The organism is Hyphobacterium sp. CCMP332 (assembly GCA_014323545.1).
Classification (GTDB): Bacteria; Bacteroidota; Bacteroidia; order Cytophagales; family CCMP332; genus CCMP332.
The window spans coordinates 1,742,240-1,761,139 of record CP058647.1 but is presented as its reverse complement, the minus strand read 5'-3'; the positions used below and the strand labels follow the sequence as shown (position 1 = coordinate 1,761,139).

The 18,900-nt window shown below is 35.2% G+C and carries 14 protein-coding genes; 11 read left to right on the top strand and 3 right to left on the bottom strand.

Annotated elements, in window-relative coordinates:
- Positions 1–64: 64 nt before the first annotated feature.
- Both HZR84_07775 and HZR84_07770 read left to right on the top strand, forming a co-directional pair.
- Positions 65–1,399 (top strand): NAD(P)/FAD-dependent oxidoreductase, encoded by a 1,335-nt coding sequence (locus HZR84_07775; protein ID QNL21838.1) that lies wholly within the window; start codon positions 65–67, stop codon positions 1,397–1,399.
- Positions 1,400–3,199, top strand: coding sequence for a 4Fe-4S binding protein (locus tag HZR84_07770; GenBank protein QNL21837.1), 1,800 nt, complete (start codon positions 1,400–1,402; stop codon positions 3,197–3,199).
- Here the strand turns inward: HZR84_07770 and HZR84_07765 are convergent.
- Complete coding sequence (locus HZR84_07765; protein ID QNL21836.1) at positions 3,192–3,896, bottom strand: ComF family protein; 705 nt, start codon at positions 3,894–3,896, stop codon at positions 3,192–3,194. The two genes, HZR84_07770 and HZR84_07765, sit on opposite strands and share 8 nt — an antisense overlap.
- A 78-nt stretch (positions 3,897–3,974) precedes the next feature.
- Here HZR84_07765 and HZR84_07760 point away from each other — a divergent pair, with 78 nt between their 5' ends.
- From HZR84_07760 to HZR84_07720, 9 genes are all read left to right on the top strand, one after another.
- Positions 3,975–4,313, top strand: coding sequence for a hypothetical protein (locus tag HZR84_07760; GenBank protein QNL21835.1), 339 nt, complete (start codon positions 3,975–3,977; stop codon positions 4,311–4,313).
- Positions 4,310–5,077: an exodeoxyribonuclease III gene (gene xth, locus HZR84_07755; protein QNL21834.1), complete on the top strand. Its 768-nt coding sequence runs from the start codon at positions 4,310–4,312 to the stop codon at positions 5,075–5,077. Before HZR84_07760 ends, xth begins: the two co-directional genes overlap by 4 nt.
- A 50-nt stretch (positions 5,078–5,127) precedes the next feature.
- Positions 5,128–6,882 (top strand): ABC transporter substrate-binding protein, encoded by a 1,755-nt coding sequence (locus HZR84_07750; protein ID QNL21833.1) that lies wholly within the window; start codon positions 5,128–5,130, stop codon positions 6,880–6,882.
- Positions 6,883–6,902: 20 nt separating this feature from the next.
- Positions 6,903–10,205, top strand: coding sequence for a hypothetical protein (locus HZR84_07745; GenBank protein QNL21832.1), 3,303 nt, complete (start codon positions 6,903–6,905; stop codon positions 10,203–10,205).
- A 33-nt stretch (positions 10,206–10,238) separates the two neighbouring features.
- Positions 10,239–10,643: an ATP-binding protein gene (locus HZR84_07740; GenBank protein QNL21831.1), complete on the top strand. Its 405-nt coding sequence runs from the start codon at positions 10,239–10,241 to the stop codon at positions 10,641–10,643.
- Position 10,644: 1 nt separating this feature from the next.
- On the top strand, positions 10,645–11,067 hold the full coding sequence (ybeY, locus tag HZR84_07735) for an rRNA maturation RNase YbeY (GenBank protein ID QNL23216.1): 423 nt from the start codon (positions 10,645–10,647) through the stop codon (positions 11,065–11,067).
- A gap of 68 nt (positions 11,068–11,135) precedes the next feature.
- On the top strand, positions 11,136–12,998 hold the full coding sequence (mnmG, locus tag HZR84_07730; protein QNL23215.1) for a tRNA uridine-5-carboxymethylaminomethyl(34) synthesis enzyme MnmG: 1,863 nt from the start codon (positions 11,136–11,138) through the stop codon (positions 12,996–12,998).
- 28 nt (positions 12,999–13,026) lie between these two features.
- The gene (locus HZR84_07725) at positions 13,027–14,589 is read left to right on the top strand and encodes an Ig-like domain-containing protein (protein QNL21830.1); all 1,563 of its coding nucleotides are present in this window, start codon (positions 13,027–13,029) and stop codon (positions 14,587–14,589) included.
- A 406-nt stretch (positions 14,590–14,995) separates the two neighbouring features.
- On the top strand, positions 14,996–16,777 hold the full coding sequence (locus tag HZR84_07720) for a tetratricopeptide repeat protein (protein QNL21829.1): 1,782 nt from the start codon (positions 14,996–14,998) through the stop codon (positions 16,775–16,777).
- On the opposite strand, the gene HZR84_07715 is transcribed toward HZR84_07720, so the two are convergent.
- Both HZR84_07715 and HZR84_07710 read right to left on the bottom strand, forming a co-directional pair.
- Positions 16,778–18,430: a Zn-dependent hydrolase gene (locus HZR84_07715; GenBank protein QNL21828.1), complete on the bottom strand. Its 1,653-nt coding sequence runs from the start codon at positions 18,428–18,430 to the stop codon at positions 16,778–16,780.
- Positions 18,427–18,747: a hypothetical protein gene (locus HZR84_07710; protein ID QNL21827.1), complete on the bottom strand. Its 321-nt coding sequence runs from the start codon at positions 18,745–18,747 to the stop codon at positions 18,427–18,429. The genes HZR84_07715 and HZR84_07710 overlap by 4 nt, the downstream gene beginning before the upstream one ends.
- Between the last annotated feature and the right edge of the window lie 153 nt (positions 18,748–18,900).

Below are 18,900 nucleotides of genomic sequence, written 5' to 3'. Positions count from 1 at the left end.
TGTCTAAACTTTGACAATATCTAAATTACAATAGAAATATAATTGTTAATACAAAGCTAAAAGAATGGAGCATGTTGTAATTATAGGCAATGGAATAGCTGGTGTAACTACAGCAAGGTTTATTCGAAAACATAGCGATAAAAAAATCACAATAATTTCTTCGGAAACGGAACATTTTTTTTCCAGAACGGCCCTCATGTATATTTATATGGGTCATATGAAATTTGAAAACACCAAACCCTATGAGGACTGGTTTTGGTCTAAAAATCGAATAGACCTTATCTACTCACATGTTGACCAAATCAATTTTGAAGAGAAAAGTCTTAGTCTAAGAAATAATTCACAGATCAAGTATGATAAGTTGGTGCTTGCTTTAGGCAGTAAGCCGAATAAGTTTGGTTGGCCCGGACAAGATCTGAAGGGGGTTCAGGGTTTATACAGTTATCAGGATCTTGAATCCATGGAGTACTACTCCAAAGGTTTAAATAAAGCGGTTATTGTGGGTGGTGGATTAATAGGAATTGAAATGGCAGAGATGTTCAAAACAAGAAATATTGATGTTTGCTTCCTCGTAAGAGAAGAAAGCTTTTGGAACAACGTCTTGCCTGCTGCTGAGTCGGCGATGATTAATCGCCATATTATACATCATGGAATTGACCTTCGCCTAAATACAAATCTTACTAAAATAATTCCAGATGAAAAGGGAAAATGCAAAGCCGTTAAAACAGATAAAGGTGAAATAATAGAATGTGGCTTTGTTGGGCTCACGGCTGGTGTATCCCCGAATATTGATTTCTTAAAAAACACGGATCTAAGTACCGACAAAGGTATTCTTGTCGATAATTATTTCCAGACAAATATTGAAGAGGTTTACGCTGTTGGAGATTGCGCTCAGTTTATTGAACCTCCAAAGGGAAGAAGGCCCATAGAGCAGGTATGGTACACAGGAAGAATGCATGGTGAAACTTTGGCCATGAACATATGTAATATAAAAAAACCCTATCAGCCGGGGCCCTGGTTTAATTCCGCAAAATTTTTTGATGTCGAATACCAAACTTATGGAATGGTTTTGCCTGACTATGACGAAAATGAAAAGGGTATTTATTGGGAACATGAAGACGGCACAAAATGCATGCATTTGGTGTTTGACAAAAATTCCTTGGTCGTAAAAGGTTTCAATATTTTTGGCATCCGTCACCGACATGAAGTATGGGATAAATGGCTAAGGGAGCATAAGACTGTACGATATGTTCTTGAAAACATACAAAGCGCAAACTTTGATCCCGAGTTTTTCAATGCATACGAAACAGAACTGGTAGATGTGTTTAACAAAACATATTCCAAGCATCGTGTGGAAATCAAACGCAAAAAGCGCTTTCTGGAAAAAATCGGATTTTAAATGATAAAAGCGATAAAAATAAGCGGGCTTGTATTGTTCTTAATAGGGTTTTCCCTTTTCTTAAGCAGCTTTTTTCTAGGTTATTATAAAATTGATAAAAATATAATAATTGATAATGCGCCTTCTAAACCTGCACTGGAAGCCATGCTTAATTCAAGCAAGAATTTTCTCAACCAAAAAATAACTTCCCCTTTTCAATTTGTATCAAAACTTTCATCATCTATTGAAAAATCAAATAATGAAATTCTTTTAAAATTTGGTTTCAATAAAGATCAGCTGGAAAAACTAATATCGCCTTATAAAAACAATGAAAAAATAGTTTTTAGTCTTCAAAAAAGTCTTGATCTCGCATTGGAAAATGATCCTGAAAAAGAATACAAAAAAGAAAGCTTCAGAGAATATGGTTCCTGGTTAGATCAAAGAGAGTATTCAAATATCGGCAAACTTAAAGAGGACATTGAAGGTGTCATTCAAAATATTGAAAAATACAAGGTCACAAAAGAATATGGCATTGATAAGTACAGCAGAAAAAGTTTATTATATTCTTTAAGTAAAGCTTCCAACAATGGGCCTGTAAGCTCTAGTCCTCTACTATTTATAATTCTAACTTATGGTTTGTGCATCATAGGTGCAGTTTTATACATATTGCCTAAATTAGACTCCCATCCCGGCATAAAAAATAATCACATTTTTCACCGGGCGATGAGCAATGTTGGCTGGTTAGGCGTATTAACCGGCTCCTTTTTAATCCTGTTTTATATCTTCCTTTATTACTTTCCCGAATATATGACTTCATGGATTATTATGGTTGACCCAATCAGTCAGTTTATTAAAAACGCTGATGCGGGCAGGTTTTTTCTCTATGGATTTATCTATACCCTGTGTATTTTGATAATGGGTATTAGAATGATCATAAAATACCGGCACAGCAGGTACCAAATAATTAGAACTATCTCTGTGATGTTTTTTCAAACTGCATTTGCTTTTCTTATTCCGGAAATTCTTTTGCGATTAAACAAACCGTATTTTGATTTTAAGAATATATGGCCTTTAGATTATGACTTTTTCTTTGGCAATGAGTTAAATGTATTGATTGAAAGTGGTGCTTTAGGTCTATTCATGCTTTTTTGGGGCATTGCATTAATCATAATCGCTGTTCCCGTTTTTGTTTTCTTTTTTGGCAAAAGATGGTATTGTTCCTGGGTTTGCGGATGCGGTGGATTAGCAGAAACTCTTGGGGATCCATACAGACAGCTTTCAGATAAATCACTTCGTTCATGGCAAATTGAACGTTATATGATTCATGGGGTATTGGTTTTTGCTGTAATAATGACTGCGGCAGTACTTTATACTTTTTTTACCGGTGAATCAGAGCTTCTGGGATTTAATTCATATTCTATCAGAGAAACCTATGGTGCCTGGATTGGTGCAGGCTTTGCCGGAGTAGTTGGAACCGGGTTTTATCCTCTTATGGGTAACCGGGTTTGGTGTCGATTTGGTTGTCCCCTGGCGGCCTACCTCGGTATTGTTCAGAAATTCAAATCGCGGTTCAGAATAACAACGAATGGCGGACAATGTATTTCCTGCGGCAATTGCAGCACTTATTGTGAAATGGGAATCGATGTGCGATGGTACGCACAACGCGGTCAAAATATTATCCGCTCTTCTTGTGTCGGTTGTGGTGTTTGCTCTTCCGTCTGTCCAAGAGGTGTTTTAAACCTGGAGCTTAAGGATGAAGAAGGTAGATACAATGAACCAATTTTGATTGGCATGGATCGAGCTGAAGTTGCGGTCAAATAGCAATGGCCAAAACAGCAAAGTTTATTTCAGACGCTCCTGCCATTAAAACAGTTTCAGAAAGGGACTCCAGGGTAGAGCCTGTTGTCACAACGTCATCCAAAAGGACTATCTTTTTATCTTTAATTTGTTCCTGATCTACAACCGAAAAGATCGTTTTTACATTTTCCCAGCGCTCTTTTCGATCCATTTTAGTTTGGGTTTTAGTGTTTTTTACTCGAATTACCGATTGTGTATCAAGGTTTACTCCAATACTTTCCGAAAATCCTTTCGCAATTATTTCACTCTGGTTAAATCCTCTTAATTTTTCTTTTTTAGGGTGCAGGGGTACCGGAATGATAGAGTCAAAAGAGACCGAATAATTTTCTAAAAAGCATTCACCCATGCATTTTCCGAAAAATTCTGCTAATTCTTTATTCCTCTTGTATTTAATCTCCATTAGTATTTTTTTTATACTAAATGATTTATCATAACGCAAGTAGGCATAACATTGCTTAACCTTTACTCTTCCCCAAAATCGTGATTTGAACTCATTGATCTCCGGTCCTTTCCGGTTTATTATGGGTAATAACAGTTGACATTTAATACACAGTTGGTATTCGCTCTTATGCAATGCCGTCTGGCATATAGTGCAGTTTCTCGGATAAACAACATCCAAAAACCCTTCGTAATAGCTTGTGAAAGACTCCAATAATTTCATGGTGGGCTAATTTCTGCAATTCCTCAATTTCTTGTCTTACTGTTTATATATTCGCAATGGCTCTTTACACATTTGCTAATGGATGAATTGGAAAAAGAATGGAATTTATTAATCAAAAGGATTGAATCTATTATTGGAAAAAAGCCTGCTGACTTAAATGCTGTTCTCTTTTTAATCGGAGTTCAGGAACTTGGGAAAGGCCCGTTAAATTTTAGCAAGGAACAGAAACAAGACCTATTACATATTGCAACATGCAAACTATTGAGCTTAAATAACTATTATATATTAACCGGTATTGATGATGATGGCTGGCCACATTGGGAAAAAGCAGGGTCAATACCACGATTTACTGTTAAGGAGCAGGAATTGCTTCTAAAACAAAATGCAATACTTTATTTCAAAGAATATTTTAAATGAAAATCATCACATATAATGTAAACGGAATTAGAGCCGCTCTAAAAAAAGGCTTTTTATCATGGCTTAAGTCTGCGGATCCGGATGTTTTATGTTTGCAGGAAGTCAAAGCGCATAAAGCACAGGTTCAGGGAGAACTCAGCCTTTTTGAAAATCTTGGATATCACATTTATTGGCATGAAGCTGAAAAAAAGGGTTATTCAGGAGTTGCCATTCTTTCGAAAATAAAGCCAAATCATGTAGAAATTGGATGTGGTATTGGGGACTATGACCAGGAGGGTCGGGTCATTAGAGCCGATTTTGATAATGTTTCCGTTATGTCGCTTTATATTCCATCCGGGAGCAGCGGTAATGAAAGACAGGATTATAAAATGTATTGGCTGGCCGAGTTTTTGAAATATGCCAAATCCTTAAAAGATGAAATTCCACATCTGCTTATTTGTGGTGACTTCAATATCTGTCACACTGAAATAGACATTCATAACCCAAAAGCAAATGCCAGAAGTTCAGGCTTTTTACCTGAAGAAAGGCAGTGGCTTAGTGATTTTCTTGGACTGGGATTTATTGATAGTTTTCGTTTTTTTAATAAAGAACCGCATAATTATTCCTGGTGGAGCTACAGAGCGAATGCGCGAAGCAAAAACCTCGGCTGGAGAATAGACTATAACATGGCGTCCTCACAAATGAAGGCTCGCTTGAAGAATGCTGCTATTTTAAGTAAGGCCATGCACTCTGATCACTGTCCGGTACTTTTAGAACTCAACTAAATCTCATACTTTTGATATTGCTGATTACATTTCGGGTAAACTAATTATATATGAAGCCAAGTGCTATTGCCCTTTTTCTTATCTTATTTTTGTGGGCATGTGACTCTACGAAAAACGAAACTGAAGAAGTTTCTGATAATCAATTAATCCAGACTAAAGGTGGCCGGTTTTATGGAGGCGTATTCAATCTGAACGAAACTGAATATGTAAAATCATTATATCCGCCTAGTATCAAAGATGTTGTTTCGGCCAGGGTTGCTTCTCTGGCTTATGAGGGGTTATTTAAATTTAACCAATCCAATTTAGAAATCGAACCATGCCTTGTAAGTGACTATAACATAGACAGCACTGGAAGAGTGTATTCATTTGTTCTAAAAGACAGTGTCTATTTTCATGATGACCCTGTCTTTGAAAATGGGGTTGGACGGGTGTTAAACTCTGAAGATATACGTTTTTGTTTAGAAAACTTATTAACGAAAAGCTCATATAACACTGGATCAAGCATATTACTGGGAACCATCAAAGGCTCCGACGATTTTTTTCAAAACTCTGATAATCAAGATTTTAGTGGGGTGCTAGAGGGTTTTAAGGTTTTTGATGACCTGCATTTTCAAATTACACTTGAAAAACCGGATGTATTATTTCTTCAGAAATTAGCCCGGCAGGAACTATTTATTTATCCCCCGGAGGCTTTTCACAAATACGGATTAGACCTTTCCAAACACATCGTGGGGACAGGTGCTTTTTATTTGACTAAGGTCAATGAAGGCTCTTCTATTGTCTTTAGTAAAAACCCTAAATATCACGGTAAAGATGTTTATGATAATAAATTGCCCTTTTTAAACCAAGTAGAGATCAGTTTCATTCAAAATAAAAAAAGTGAATTGCAATTATTTCTAGACGGCAATCTTGATATGGTTTATCGACTTAACAAAGATTATTTCAAAGAAATATTAGAAGACCGGTATGAAATAAGTGGGGGAGATTTTTCGAAATATCAATTGCAACAAAGTCCGGAAATGATGACTCATTTTCTTGGTTTTAATAACAAAAATGAAATTTATAAAAATCAGGATTTAAGAAAAGCAATTTCATTTGCAGTAAACAGGGAAGACATATTGGATTTGGCTTTGCAAGGCGAGGCTTATGCTCCGGGCAATTTTGGAATTACACCTCCTTGTTTTGAAAACTACAAAAATGAAACGCTTAGAGGCTATAAATTTAATAAGGATTCAGCCCAATATTATTTTAATAAATCGGGCTTTAAAGATGTTTTAACTTCAAAACCCATTACTCTTTGGCTAAATTCGGATGGCTCCAGAAATACTCACATTGCTGTTGCAATAAAAAATCAGTTAAAAAAAGTTTTGAACATCGAGCTAAAACTGGAAATCGTTCCTCTGGCTGTTTTGCAGGAAAAAATAATTGACGGGACGGCTGGCTTTTATAAAATTGCGTGGTTAGCGGATTTTCCAAGTCCTAAAAGCTTTCTGACCCTTTTTTATGGTAAACATTTAAAAGAGGATGGGGTCTATCCAAATTTTATAAGATATGAAAACAAAGCTTTTGACCAGTTGTATGAATTGGCTTCACAAAGTGTTGACTTAAAAAATGCCAATGAATTGTTTTTAAGTGCAGAAAGAATAATCATACAATCGTGTCCTGTGATTGTATTGTGGTACGATGAAGGGTATAGGCTTTTACAGCCATACATAAAAAACTTTCCCAACAACCCAATGCAATATCGTAACTTCAGCGAAGTTTATTTTGTAAAACCTGAAACTTTAGAGAGATCTAAATTGTAATTTTAGTTTAAAGGGCAATTATGTCAAGCAAGGGAGGTTTTAATAGAATTAGTGCACAACTCAGAGAGTACAAAAGAAAATACTTTCTCAATGCCCTCATACGTGGCTCGCTTCTTTTTTCTGGCTTTTCTATTTTGCTCTTCCTTTTTATCACCAGCTTAGAGTATTTCGGCCATTTTTCAACCTTGCTAAGAGGAGTCTTTCTCTTTCTTTTTATTGCAACAGTTTTTGGTGCATTAATTCAAATGGTAGGTTTCCCTCTTTGGAAATTAATTTATACTTCAAAAGGGCTTTCAGATGAGCAGGCTGCTAAACAAATAGGACAGGCCTTTCCGGAAATTCAGGATAAACTACTCAATGCCTTACAATTACATGAATTAAACACATCAAACAGCGATTTAATTCTAGCAAGTATTGCTCAAAGGACAGAAGAGTTAAAATGGTATAAGTTTCCCAGGGCAATCAAATTTTCTGAAAATAAACGCTTTTTAAAATATTTTTTGGTTCCGGTTATGTTTTTGGGAATAATAGCATTTTTTATTCCCGAGCTATTCAGTGAAAGCACAGAGCGATTAATCAATTATAATAAAGAGTATGTTCCTACGGCACCTTATGAAATTGAAATATTAAATGAAGATTTAAAATCATTCAAAAACGAAGACTTTGAATTGAAAATAGCCTTTAGTGGCAATTTAATACCCGAATCATCCTTTATTAGCAATGGCAATAGAAGGACAAGGATGAAGAAAAACCCGGACGGCTCATTTGGTTATACATGGAGAAAAATACAAAGCAATGAACCCTTCCAAATTTCTGCCGGTGGATTTTTAAGTGAAACATTCACAATTATAGTTTTAGCAAGGCCCGAGCTCGCTTCATTTGAGCTTTTAATTAAATATCCAAAACATACAGGCCTTGTTAATCAAAGTTTAAAAAACATAGGTGACCTAAGTGTTCCCGAAGGGACTACTATTAAATGGTTACTGCAGACACAAGAATCTAAAACTATTGATTTTCAGGTAAATAATGATTTAGAAGTTAAAGGTGTTCCAATTCTTAAAAATCAATGGTCCTATGAAAAATTAGTAAAAAGTTCTTTTGACTACACCATCTCTCTTGAGAGTGAACAAGGTTTGAAAAGAGAAATATTAGGATATAAAGTTGAAGCAATACCCGATGCTTATCCGGGAATTACTGCCAGTCAGGTTTATGACAGCACACTCTTTAATTTTGTCGCTGTAGGTGGCAATGTTTTTGATGATTATGGTATTAGCAATTTGAAGATATATTACAATGTGTTTGATCAAAATCGAAGCATACTAAACCAGGGTTCAATTCCAATTGAATTAAGTGCAAAGCTCAAGAAACAGAACTTTTTATATAACTGGGATTTAAAAAACATCGATCTTAAAAGCGGACATCGACTAGAATATTTTTTGCAAGTTGTTGATAACGATGGCTTTAGTGGTCCTAAAAAGACCAATTCCAAAACATTTTTAATAAATGTGCCTTCTGAAGATGATATAAAAAATGAATTGCGAGAAAACTCAAAATCACTTCAAGGTGAGATGTCCGCTATTCAAGAGGAAGCTAAAAAATTAAATAAAGAGCTCAAAGAAATAATGGATGAAACAAAATCTAAAAAATCACTTGAGTGGAAAGATAAAAACAAGATCGATCAGGCATTAAAAAAACATGAAGCCCTAAAAAAGGAATTAGAAAAACTCAATAGTCAACTCGATAAAAACACAAAAACCAAAAAACGTTTTGAAGATAGCAATGAAAATATTCAGAAAAAAACCGAATCCTTAAAAGACTTGATGAATGAAATCCTGGACGAAGAAACCAAAGACTTGCTTAAAGAGCTACAAAAACTTTTAGAAGAAAAAGGTGATAATCAGCAGATTCAAAATAAATTGGAGGATTTGGAAAACAAAAGTTACAATCTGGAGAAAGAGTTGGATCGAGCCATTGAGCTATTCAAACAGCTGCAGTTTGAAGACAGAATGAACAGCGCCATAGAAAAGCTTGAGGAATTATCTGAAGAACAGAAAGATTTAGCCGAGAAGACAGAAGATAAATCGCTGAAAAACAGTGAGCTACAAAAACAACAAGAAAAGATCAATAAAGAATTTGAAAAATTAAAAGAAGAGCTGAATGATATTAAAAAGCTCGATGAAAGTATGGAAAGTCCCAATAACATGGAAGACACAGAAAGCGAACAAAACGATATTGAAGAGTCGCTGAAGGAGAGCTCGGAACAATTGGATAAAAACAAAAACTCCAAAGCCAGTGAAACTCAGAAAAAATCATCTCAGAAAATGGATGGTCTGGCCAAAAAGATGTCAGAATTTATGATGAATATGTCTTCACAGTCTTTGATGGAAGACATGAATAATTTACGTCAAATTCTAGAAAACCTAATTACCCTTTCGTTTGAACAGGAAGATTTAATGAATGAGTTTAAAAAGGTTAACCAATCTGACCCCAGATACGTAGAACTAGGACAGGAACAGTTAAAATTGAAAGACGATGCAATAGTAATAGAAGATAGTCTGCTTGCTCTTGCAAAAAGGGTATTTCAAATTGAGTCTTTTGTAACCAGAGAGGTCAATGAAATGAATGAAAATATGGAAGATGCTCTCGAAGCAATTAAAGATCGAAAAAATGGCCTTGCTGCCGGCAAACAGCAGTTCGCTATGACATCTATTAATAATCTTGCTCTAATGCTCAATGATGTGTTGAAGCAGATGCAAGAACAAATGGCTTCGCAAATGTCGGGAGAACAAATGTGCAATAAACCTAAAAAAGGGGGTAAACCTTCGATGTCAATGCTTCAACAGTCTCTAAATCAGAAAATTAGAGAGTTAAAACAAAGCGGAAAACAAGGCAGAGAACTCTCTGAAAGTCTTGCAGAACTGGCACGAGAACAGGAAGAACTCAGGCAAATGCTTGAAGGAATGGGCAGTGGTGAAACACAATTGGACGAAAATGCGCAAAAGAAACTCAAAGATCTTGAAAAGATTATGGAAGAATCTGAAAAAGATTTAGTACATAAAAGATTAACACAGGAATTACTGCAAAGACAGGAAGATATTCTTACACGACTTCTGGAGTCTGAAAAAGCACAAAGAGAACAACAACTAGACCCAACCAGGGAGTCGCAAACAGCTGAAGAGAAGGAATTAGTAAGGCCGCCGGATTTGGAAAAATACTTTAGAGAAAAAGAAAAACAAACAGAATTATTAAAGACTATTTCACCATTTCTTAACTCCTACTACAGAGAGCAGGTAAATGAATATTTTGAAAAAATATATGAATAGCTTTATATTGATAAATTATTTAACAGGTGTAAAATGAACTCTATGTCTATCGAATTCCCATCAATTATCGATAACATAAGAATCGTTGAAAGTTTCATTGATAATGCAAAACTGAAGCTAAATTTTAACGATGACATTTATGGTAACATTATGGTTTCTGTAACGGAGTCTGTTAATAATGCCATAGTTCACGGTAATAATCTTGACAAAAACAAAAAAGTAGTGCTATCACTGGACTACGATGATAGTCTTTTGAAGTTTAAAGTAAAGGACGAAGGTCATGGATTTGATTATCATCACATTCCTGATCCTACCAATCCTGAAAATATTGAAAAGGTCAGCGGCAGAGGAATTTTCTTGATGAAGCACCTCTGTGATGAAGTTAACTTCTCTACTGAAGGAAATGAGGTAGAAATGGTTTTCTATTTTGACGAATAATATTCCAATTCACTTTTTTTATGAAGACTGTTCGTTTAGAGTCCAAAATACTAAGCGAATTAAAACCTGGCTTTTGGAAGTCCTTGATAAGGAAAACGCCTCTGCAGGGAATATCAATTATATTATATGTTCGGATAATTACTTATTGGAAATAAACCGCCGTTATCTAAACCACGACTATTACACCGATATTATTACTTTTCCTTGTTCTGAACTTCCGGAGCCTATGGAAGCCGACATTTTTATCAGCGTTGACAGAGTTAGGGAAAATGCAGCGTCTTTAGAAAAAGAGTTTTCAAACGAATTTCACAGAGTTCTTGTTCACGGTATATTACACCTTTTAGGTTATAATGACAGCAGCAAGGATGAGAAACAGGAGATGAGGAAAAAAGAGGATAGCTGTTTATCTTTGCGTGATTTTTAAGCGTTCCACGTGGAACAATACTGTCCGTTAAGAATTGTTTCATGTGAAACATAATGAGTATATATCTGATGTTTCAAGAATATGATGTAATTGTAGTGGGGGCCGGGCATGCGGGTTGTGAGGCGGCGCATGCAGCGGCGAAAATGGGTTCGAAGGTCATGCTTATAACAATGAACATGAATACCATTGCTCATATGTCTTGTAACCCAGCTATGGGGGGAGTGGCAAAAGGACAAATTGTACGAGAAATTGATGCCCTGGGTGGAATGTCCGGGATTATTTCTGATTTATCCATGATTCAGTTTAGGATGTTGAACAAATCAAAGGGTCCTGCCATGTGGTCACCCCGAACCCAAAATGATAGAATGAAGTTTGCGGAACATTGGCGACTAGCCTTAGAAAATAACCCTAACATAGATATGTGGCAGGAAATGGTTTCGGGTTTTATTATAAAAGGAGAAGAGGTCAAGGGTGTAAAGACCGGCATGGGTCTGGAAATTCGATCTAAAACAGTTATTGTTACCAGTGGCACTTTTTTAAATGGTGTGATTCATATTGGTGAAAAACAATTTGGTGGGGGACGAGCTGGAGAAAGAGCCTCGAGAGGAATTACAGAAGAACTTGTGGAATTAGGCTTTTCAGCCGGACGTATGAAGACGGGTACTCCGCCCCGCGTTGATGGCCGCAGCCTGGATTACTCCAAAATGGAAGAACAAAAGGGTGATTTGGCACCTTCAAAATTTTCCTATTCAGACACAAAACCTTTATCCGAACAGCGCTCATGTCATATAACTTATACTAATCCTGAAGTACACGAAATATTGAGCGAAGGTTTTGAGAAGTCACCTATGTTTAATGGTAGAATTAAAGGTATAGGCCCAAGGTATTGTCCATCGATTGAGGATAAAATAAATCGTTTTTCTGAAAGGGATCGACATCAAATATTTGTAGAGCCGGAAGGATGGAAGACAGTAGAAGTTTATGTCAATGGATTTTCAACTTCTTTGCCGGAAGATGTACAATTTAGATCAATCAGCATGATACCCGGTTTTGAAAAAGCAAAAATGTTCAGGCCCGGCTATGCTATAGAATACGATTTTTTTCAGCCTACACAACTTAAATCCACCCTGGAAACAAAAATAATTAATAACCTCTTTTTTGCAGGACAAATTAATGGTACCACCGGGTATGAAGAGGCGGCCTGTCAGGGCTTAATAGCCGGGGTCAATGCTCATTTGAAATTAAATAACAAGGAAGCGTTCACATTAAGCCGATCAGAAGCTTATATGGGAGTTCTTATTGATGACCTAATTAATAAAGGGACCGAGGAACCCTATAGAATGTTTACCTCAAGAGCCGAATATCGTCTTTTACTAAGACAGGACAATGCCGACATAAGACTTACACCCATTGGATATCAGCTAGGTCTCGCCGACAAAATAAGAATGAAAAACGTAGAAGACAAAAATAAATGGGTAGAGGAGTTATTGGCGGAGATTAAAAATACGAAACTGAGTCCTAATGAAATTAATCAGGTACTAAAAGATTTAAGTTCTGCTGAAATCAAAGAAAAGACCAATCTGGAAAAACTAGTTAAAAGACCAAATATTGATTTGAATAGTCTTGGTGAAAAAAATAATTCTGTCAACCGTCTTATTAATACCTACCCGATAGAAGTCATAGAACAATCTGAAATATTAATCAAATACGACCATTATCTCGAAAAGGAAAGAACACTGGCAGACAAATTAAAAGAAATGGATAATTTAAGAATCCCGGATAAATTCAATTACAGAAAACTATCTGCCATGTCTGCTGAATCAAGAGAAAAACTAAGCCAACAGCTGCCCGAAACTTTGGGCCAGGCAAGTCGAATATCTGGAGTATCTCCAGCTGATATTTCTGTTCTATTGGTTCATTTAAAAAAATAACTAATTGAAATTCAAACACTTATGTTTCTTGTCAGTGTTTTTTACACTTTCATGTGCCAACATTAAACCTCCGACCGGTGGTGAGAAAGATTTGGATCCTCCCATCTTGCTAAAGTCAATTCCTGAACACAATAGCACAAATTTCGCGAGTGATGAAATAACCTTGTTTTTTGATGAACAAATAGAAACAAAAGGTCTAATCAATGAGCTGATAATTACTCCCGATGATAATATTCAAATTAAAGAAACGCCAAAAAAGAAATCATTGACCATACGTCTTAAAGATACCCTTCGTCAAAATACAACCTATAATTTAAATTTTGGAAACAGTATAGTAGATATCACTGAGAGAAACCCAAGTCAAAATGCGGTTATTGCTTTTTCTACCGGCCCCGACATTGATACCGCATTTATTAAAGGCAAAGCCATAGATATGTTTACTCAAGAACCGCTAAAGGATGTCATTGCGGTTTTACAACCTATAAACGACACAATCGATATACAGAAACACAGACCTGCTTATTTATCGCGAGTAGACGAGGAGGGTAATTTTACAATTAACAATTTACCTAAGAATTATTTCCGCTTGTATGCTATTAAGGATGACAATGGCAATCTTATTTACAATATCGGTAAAGAGAAAATAGCTTTGTATTCCGATAGTATTTTACCGTCCTACAACGATACGGTCTATCAATTGTTTTTAAGTGCTCAGGATACAAGGCCCTTTAGATTATTATCTACAAGACATCATTATAATTATACCACCTTTTCATTTAATAAAGGAATTTTTGAATATCAATTGGAGGAGGACAGTATTTTTTCATATTTATCAAGTAAGACAAAGAGCCTGAATTTATTTCACCCTTTTCTAATAACTGATTCCTTAGCAATAAATATTAATGTGACAGATTCAAGTACTTATAATTTTGATTCAACTCTTTATATAAAGAATGACTTACTATCAGACACCCTTAAACCTGAATTTTCAATTGAGATAGAACCAAAAAATGGAGATGTTGAATCTATTCCGGATACAATCCGCCTAAGCTTCAATCTGAGACTTAATACTTTTCAGCTTGACTCCACACTTATTGTTACAGAGCAAAAAGATAGCATTATCATTGACAAATTAGACTATGGTAAAATAGGTGAACAATCCTATTTCATTATCAATCCTAAGCCAAAATCTAAAAATACTATAATCAAAATAATTAAAAACGACATTACATCTATATATAATGACACGATAAGAAATGTTAAAATGTTTTACAATCTACCACGAGAAGAGAAATTTGGACAGATAGATGGTGAAGTAAGATCAGATTATGACAATCTAATTCTACAAGTCACAGATTTAAAGGGAAATACCAAAAGAGAACTTTTAGTAGAACCAGGAGCTTTTTCGATTCGCTATCTGGACCCCGGAACATATCGGCTCAGGCTTATACACGATGAAAATAATAATGGTATTTGGGATAAGGGAGATCATTATAAATACATTCAACCTGAGAAAGTAGTAATATTTAAAGAAGATATTTTAATCAAAGCCAATTGGATTGTTCAGGATAAGATATTAACAATAAAATGAAATATCTGTGTAAAAACTTGTTAATATAAAAGCACTTATGAACACTATCAATTACAATTTCGTTAAATCACTAATAATGTCTTAAATCACAAGCGGTATTTAGTAATAAGTCTAACTTAGATTACTGATATGAACAATGCAAGGAAAAATAAGTTACAAACAAGCCTGTTTTTAAGACAATGTTAATAACAAATAACTTATTGTATATCAAACACTTAAATTTAAAAACCTTGTGGATAATAACAAGTTAATTCAACATTAAAAACATTTATAAATAACAAATTAAATTTTCACAATTTATCTACATATCCACCGTACAATAACAATAACAATATTTATATAATAAATAATAATAATAATTAAGGTGTTAACAAACGCGTCCATCGTACTTCAAAGATTTTGTCTTATGACGATCTTGATCCTTTTAACCAATGCCTTAATGGCCCAAAATAATAGTGTTCAATTATCAATTGAATATTATAACAAAGGCGAATATGCCAAGGCAGTTGAATATTTTGAGGAGCTCATCAAAACGGACAAAAATATTCCATTAGTTTATGACAAGTATCTTGAATCGCTTTTAAAACTGAATAAAGAAAAGGAGGCGCGACAATTGCTAAGAAAACTGACTAAGCGATTTCCTGACAATGTCAGTTATCAGGTAGATGAAATTTTTCTGGAACGCAATTTTGGTGATCAAAGGAAATTTGAGGAGGAGTTTGATCAATTTATTGACAATTACACCAAGAGAAATAACAATCTTCGCGTGGTGTCTAACATACTTCTCAGAAAAAGAGAATATCAAATGGCCGAGAAGTTTTTTATGGTGGCCCGGAAAAACAAAAAAAACGAATTTGCCTATGTTCAGGACCTGCTAACAGTTTACAGATCCTCGGGTAATGAAAAAGGTGTGGTTCGGGAAAGCCTCAACCTTCTCAAATTAAATCCTCAGAATATAAATTATGCTCAGAATATTTTACAATCATTTATAAGTATTGAAAACTACCAGGAACTGGAGACCGAGCTTATTCGATTGATGCAAAAAGACAACCAGGGGACCTTTAACGAAATGCTAGTTTGGTTGTATGTACAAATTAAACAGTTCGATAAGGCATTTATCCAGGCACGCGCCTTGGATAAGCGTTTCGATTTAATGGGATCTGAACTTCTGAACCTTGGCCAAATTGCTTTTAAGAATAAAGACTATGAAACAGCAGTAAAAATATATGAATATATAATCGATAAGTATCCAAAAAGTGTCAATTACGCTTTTGCCAAGCAAAAATTAATTGAAACACGTGAAGAAATAGTTAAGAACACCTTTCCAGTAGATCTTAGCCAAATTAAAACACTTATAAATGAATATTCCGACCTGGTTGAAGAACTGGGATTAAGGAGAAACACAGCAGAGGCGATGAGAAAAATGGCACTGCTTTATGCATTTTATATTGAAGACCACGATACAGCGATTAGCATTCTTTCCGAAGCGATTAAAATTCCGAGAACCTCTTATTCGTTTGTAGGCTCCTGCAAGTTGAGTTTGGGTGATATTTATTTACTTAAAAATGAGCCCTGGGAATCTATTTTATTGTATTCACAAGTAGACAAAGCATATAAAGACCAGGCTATTGGCCATGAGGCAAAACTGAAATTGGCAAAAATGTATTACTACAAGGGCAATTTTGAATTAGCGCAAAGCAATCTTGACATATTAAAACTTGCCACCTCAAGAGTAATAGCAAATGATGCAATGGATCTCAGTCTTTTAATTCAGGATAACCTCGCCCTGGACACGTCGGGAGAAGCACTGTTTAAGTTTGCAAAAATTGACCTTTTAACGTTTCAAAAAAAGTTTGACTCTGCGATTTATAATTATCAGACCTTATTATTGGAGTTTCCCAATCACAGTTTAAGCGATGAAATATTTTGGAATATGGCTCAGATAAATATTCGAATTGGCAATATTTCTGATGCCCTGGACAACCTGGATAATATACTCAATTTATATATGGACGATATTTATGGTGATGATGCCTTATTCCTTAAAGCGGAATTATTTGAGAAATACCTTGACAGGGAAGAAGAGGCCATGGAAATCTATAAGGAAATTTTATTCGAGTTTCCCGGAAGCATTTACAATGCTGAAGCCAGAAAGCGATTCAGGTCTTTACGAGGCGATTACCAGTAATTATAGGCCGAGAATTTGTTTTCCTTGTTTGAAGACAATGTCTTTTGGAATGCCTGCATTATTAACTCTTCCAAGATCTTCCTGAAGCTCCGGCCCAACATTTCCATATTGATCAAATAAATCGTTGGCAGCTTCATAATCTCCATCACCCTGTAATACAAGAATTTTATTGGAAAGGGCATTTATCGCTGATTCAAAATTTTCGCGATTTACTTTGTAATAACCACTTTCTTTATCCTGTTCAAATGCATTCATTTCCTTAAAAAAATTAAAACGAATCATATTCGCCATCCCATGAGCACTTGTGCTTCCAAAACGAATGGACCTGAAGATACCTGCCATAAATGTCACATAGTAATCCATTAAATCAGTATCCGGGAGTTCGCCCATTTCATGTAATTTAGATATCATATATACACCGAGAACATCAGCTTTCCCTTCTTCAATTGCCGATGCTTTTTCCTTTAATGCTCTTCTTACAGGACCTAAATCATTAATTGTATTCTTTATTCCTAGCCCATGTGCAACTTCATGAAACATCGTATTTGCAAAAAATGCGTCAAATGTGACATTTTGCCGTTGTTCGGGGTCAATTAAAATGGTAGAAATTGGAAGCATTATTTCATCAAATTTTGCCCTCATTGCATTTTTTAGTTGCAGTCTTCTGGTTCCTTTTTCCAACTGAACCCTTTCATCATTTGGCAGATTTATAGCAATGGTTTTACCACCTGAATTACAATTACCCGCATAGTAAACAACATCGTAAGCATTTAAATCAGAATCTGTACCCGGGGCTTCATTTTTATATTTTTGATCTACCGGAAGTGATTTTTGTAAATCTGGAAGAAAGGCAATAAAACGCATCAGTTTATTGCTCCACTCTACATCTTTTACAAGCACATAAGCTTCGTAGGCTGTTTTGTAATTGTAAAGCTGATCTTCATAGTTTTCGATCGGGCCAATTACCACATCGATGTTATTGGATTTCATATCCATCCAGGCAATATCACTTTCAAAATATTCATCATTTAGCAATGCTTCAGCCCTCAAATTCAAATAGTTTTTTAATCCGGTATCTGCGGCAATTTCTGCTCCTTTTTTTAGTAAGTCAGAAGCCTGACTTAGTTTCTCCAGGTATGCTTCATGATAGGGAACAGAGTAAAGTTCTCCTGAATCATCTCTTTTAATTAATGTATAAAGACCTGTTTTGGACGAATCTTCTAGTGCGTTAAATTCTCCCTCAGTCATATCCTTCGGATAAAAATTGGCTCCTTTTGGCTTTTCACCTATTTCATTAATAAAGGACAGGTCTGCATTTAAACGATCCCATGGGCCATAATTAATTTCCGCATAGGCCCTGCATGCAGAATCCGAAATATTGTCAAGTAGCTCACTTTTATCCCCATAAGTTTGTAACCAGAAAAGCTCGTCCATTATTTCTGATGCCTCTATTAATATTGCGATAAGGTTTTTCTGATCAGAACTCAACTTTGATAAATCCGCATTTAACTCTACTTCCTTATAATCATTCAACACATCAGAAATATTTTTTGAAGGTGTATATTGAATAGCTGGGTTTTTCGCAGTTTCTTTTTTTTCGCCGGTACAAGCCAATAATAATGCAGCGGCAAAAAACGCTAAAATCGTTCTCATAATATTTTTTGAAGTATTCTGAATATATTTTGTTCCATAATTGAATAATCCTTGTCTATCAGAAAGATTTCTTTTAATTGAGCCATCAATTTGTTTTTATCTTCCTCGTTTGGAAAGTGAACGCTTTTATGCGCCAATATAAACTGCAACCTTTCATAGTCGGATTTTCCTTCGAATAATTTTCTGGCCCGTTCATATTTTTCTTTTCCAACTCTTTCTAGAATCATTTCAACTTCGTTTTCTTTTATAATCAAATCAGCAGAAGCGCCGTATAGAAAAAGATATGCTAAAAATTCCTGGTAGTCTAGTAATTCCATTTATTGAAAAGCATTTGTTTTGTGGTAAAATAACGCATTAATTGTGAAAGAATGACCTATTTTGTTTTTAGTCAACTTTGTATTTCTTAATAATTTCTTCTTTTTTTTCCCAAGGGGCAGTTGTTCTTGACATTAAATCGTAAGCAAAGTAAA

Excerpts from the sequence above, each read along its gene's own strand:
- HZR84_07745 (QNL21832.1), top strand. The coding sequence starts at position 6,903 with ATGTCAAGCAAGGGAGGTTTTAATAGAATTAGTGCACAACTCAGAGAG.
- HZR84_07765 (QNL21836.1), bottom strand. The coding sequence starts at position 3,896 with ATGAAATTATTGGAGTCTTTCACAAGCTATTACGAAGGGTTTTTGGAT.
- HZR84_07760 (QNL21835.1), top strand. The coding sequence starts at position 3,975 with ATGGATGAATTGGAAAAAGAATGGAATTTATTAATCAAAAGGATTGAA.
- HZR84_07740 (QNL21831.1), top strand. The coding sequence starts at position 10,239 with ATGAACTCTATGTCTATCGAATTCCCATCAATTATCGATAACATAAGA.
- HZR84_07720 (QNL21829.1), top strand. The coding sequence starts at position 14,996 with ATGACGATCTTGATCCTTTTAACCAATGCCTTAATGGCCCAAAATAAT.
- xth (QNL21834.1), top strand. The coding sequence starts at position 4,310 with ATGAAAATCATCACATATAATGTAAACGGAATTAGAGCCGCTCTAAAA.
- HZR84_07750 (QNL21833.1), top strand. The coding sequence starts at position 5,128 with ATGAAGCCAAGTGCTATTGCCCTTTTTCTTATCTTATTTTTGTGGGCA.
- HZR84_07770 (QNL21837.1), top strand. The coding sequence starts at position 1,400 with ATGATAAAAGCGATAAAAATAAGCGGGCTTGTATTGTTCTTAATAGGG.
- HZR84_07775 (QNL21838.1), top strand. The coding sequence starts at position 65 with ATGGAGCATGTTGTAATTATAGGCAATGGAATAGCTGGTGTAACTACA.
- HZR84_07715 (QNL21828.1), bottom strand. The coding sequence starts at position 18,430 with ATGAGAACGATTTTAGCGTTTTTTGCCGCTGCATTATTATTGGCTTGT.
- mnmG (QNL23215.1), top strand. The coding sequence starts at position 11,136 with ATGTTTCAAGAATATGATGTAATTGTAGTGGGGGCCGGGCATGCGGGT.
- HZR84_07710 (QNL21827.1), bottom strand. The coding sequence starts at position 18,747 with ATGGAATTACTAGACTACCAGGAATTTTTAGCATATCTTTTTCTATAC.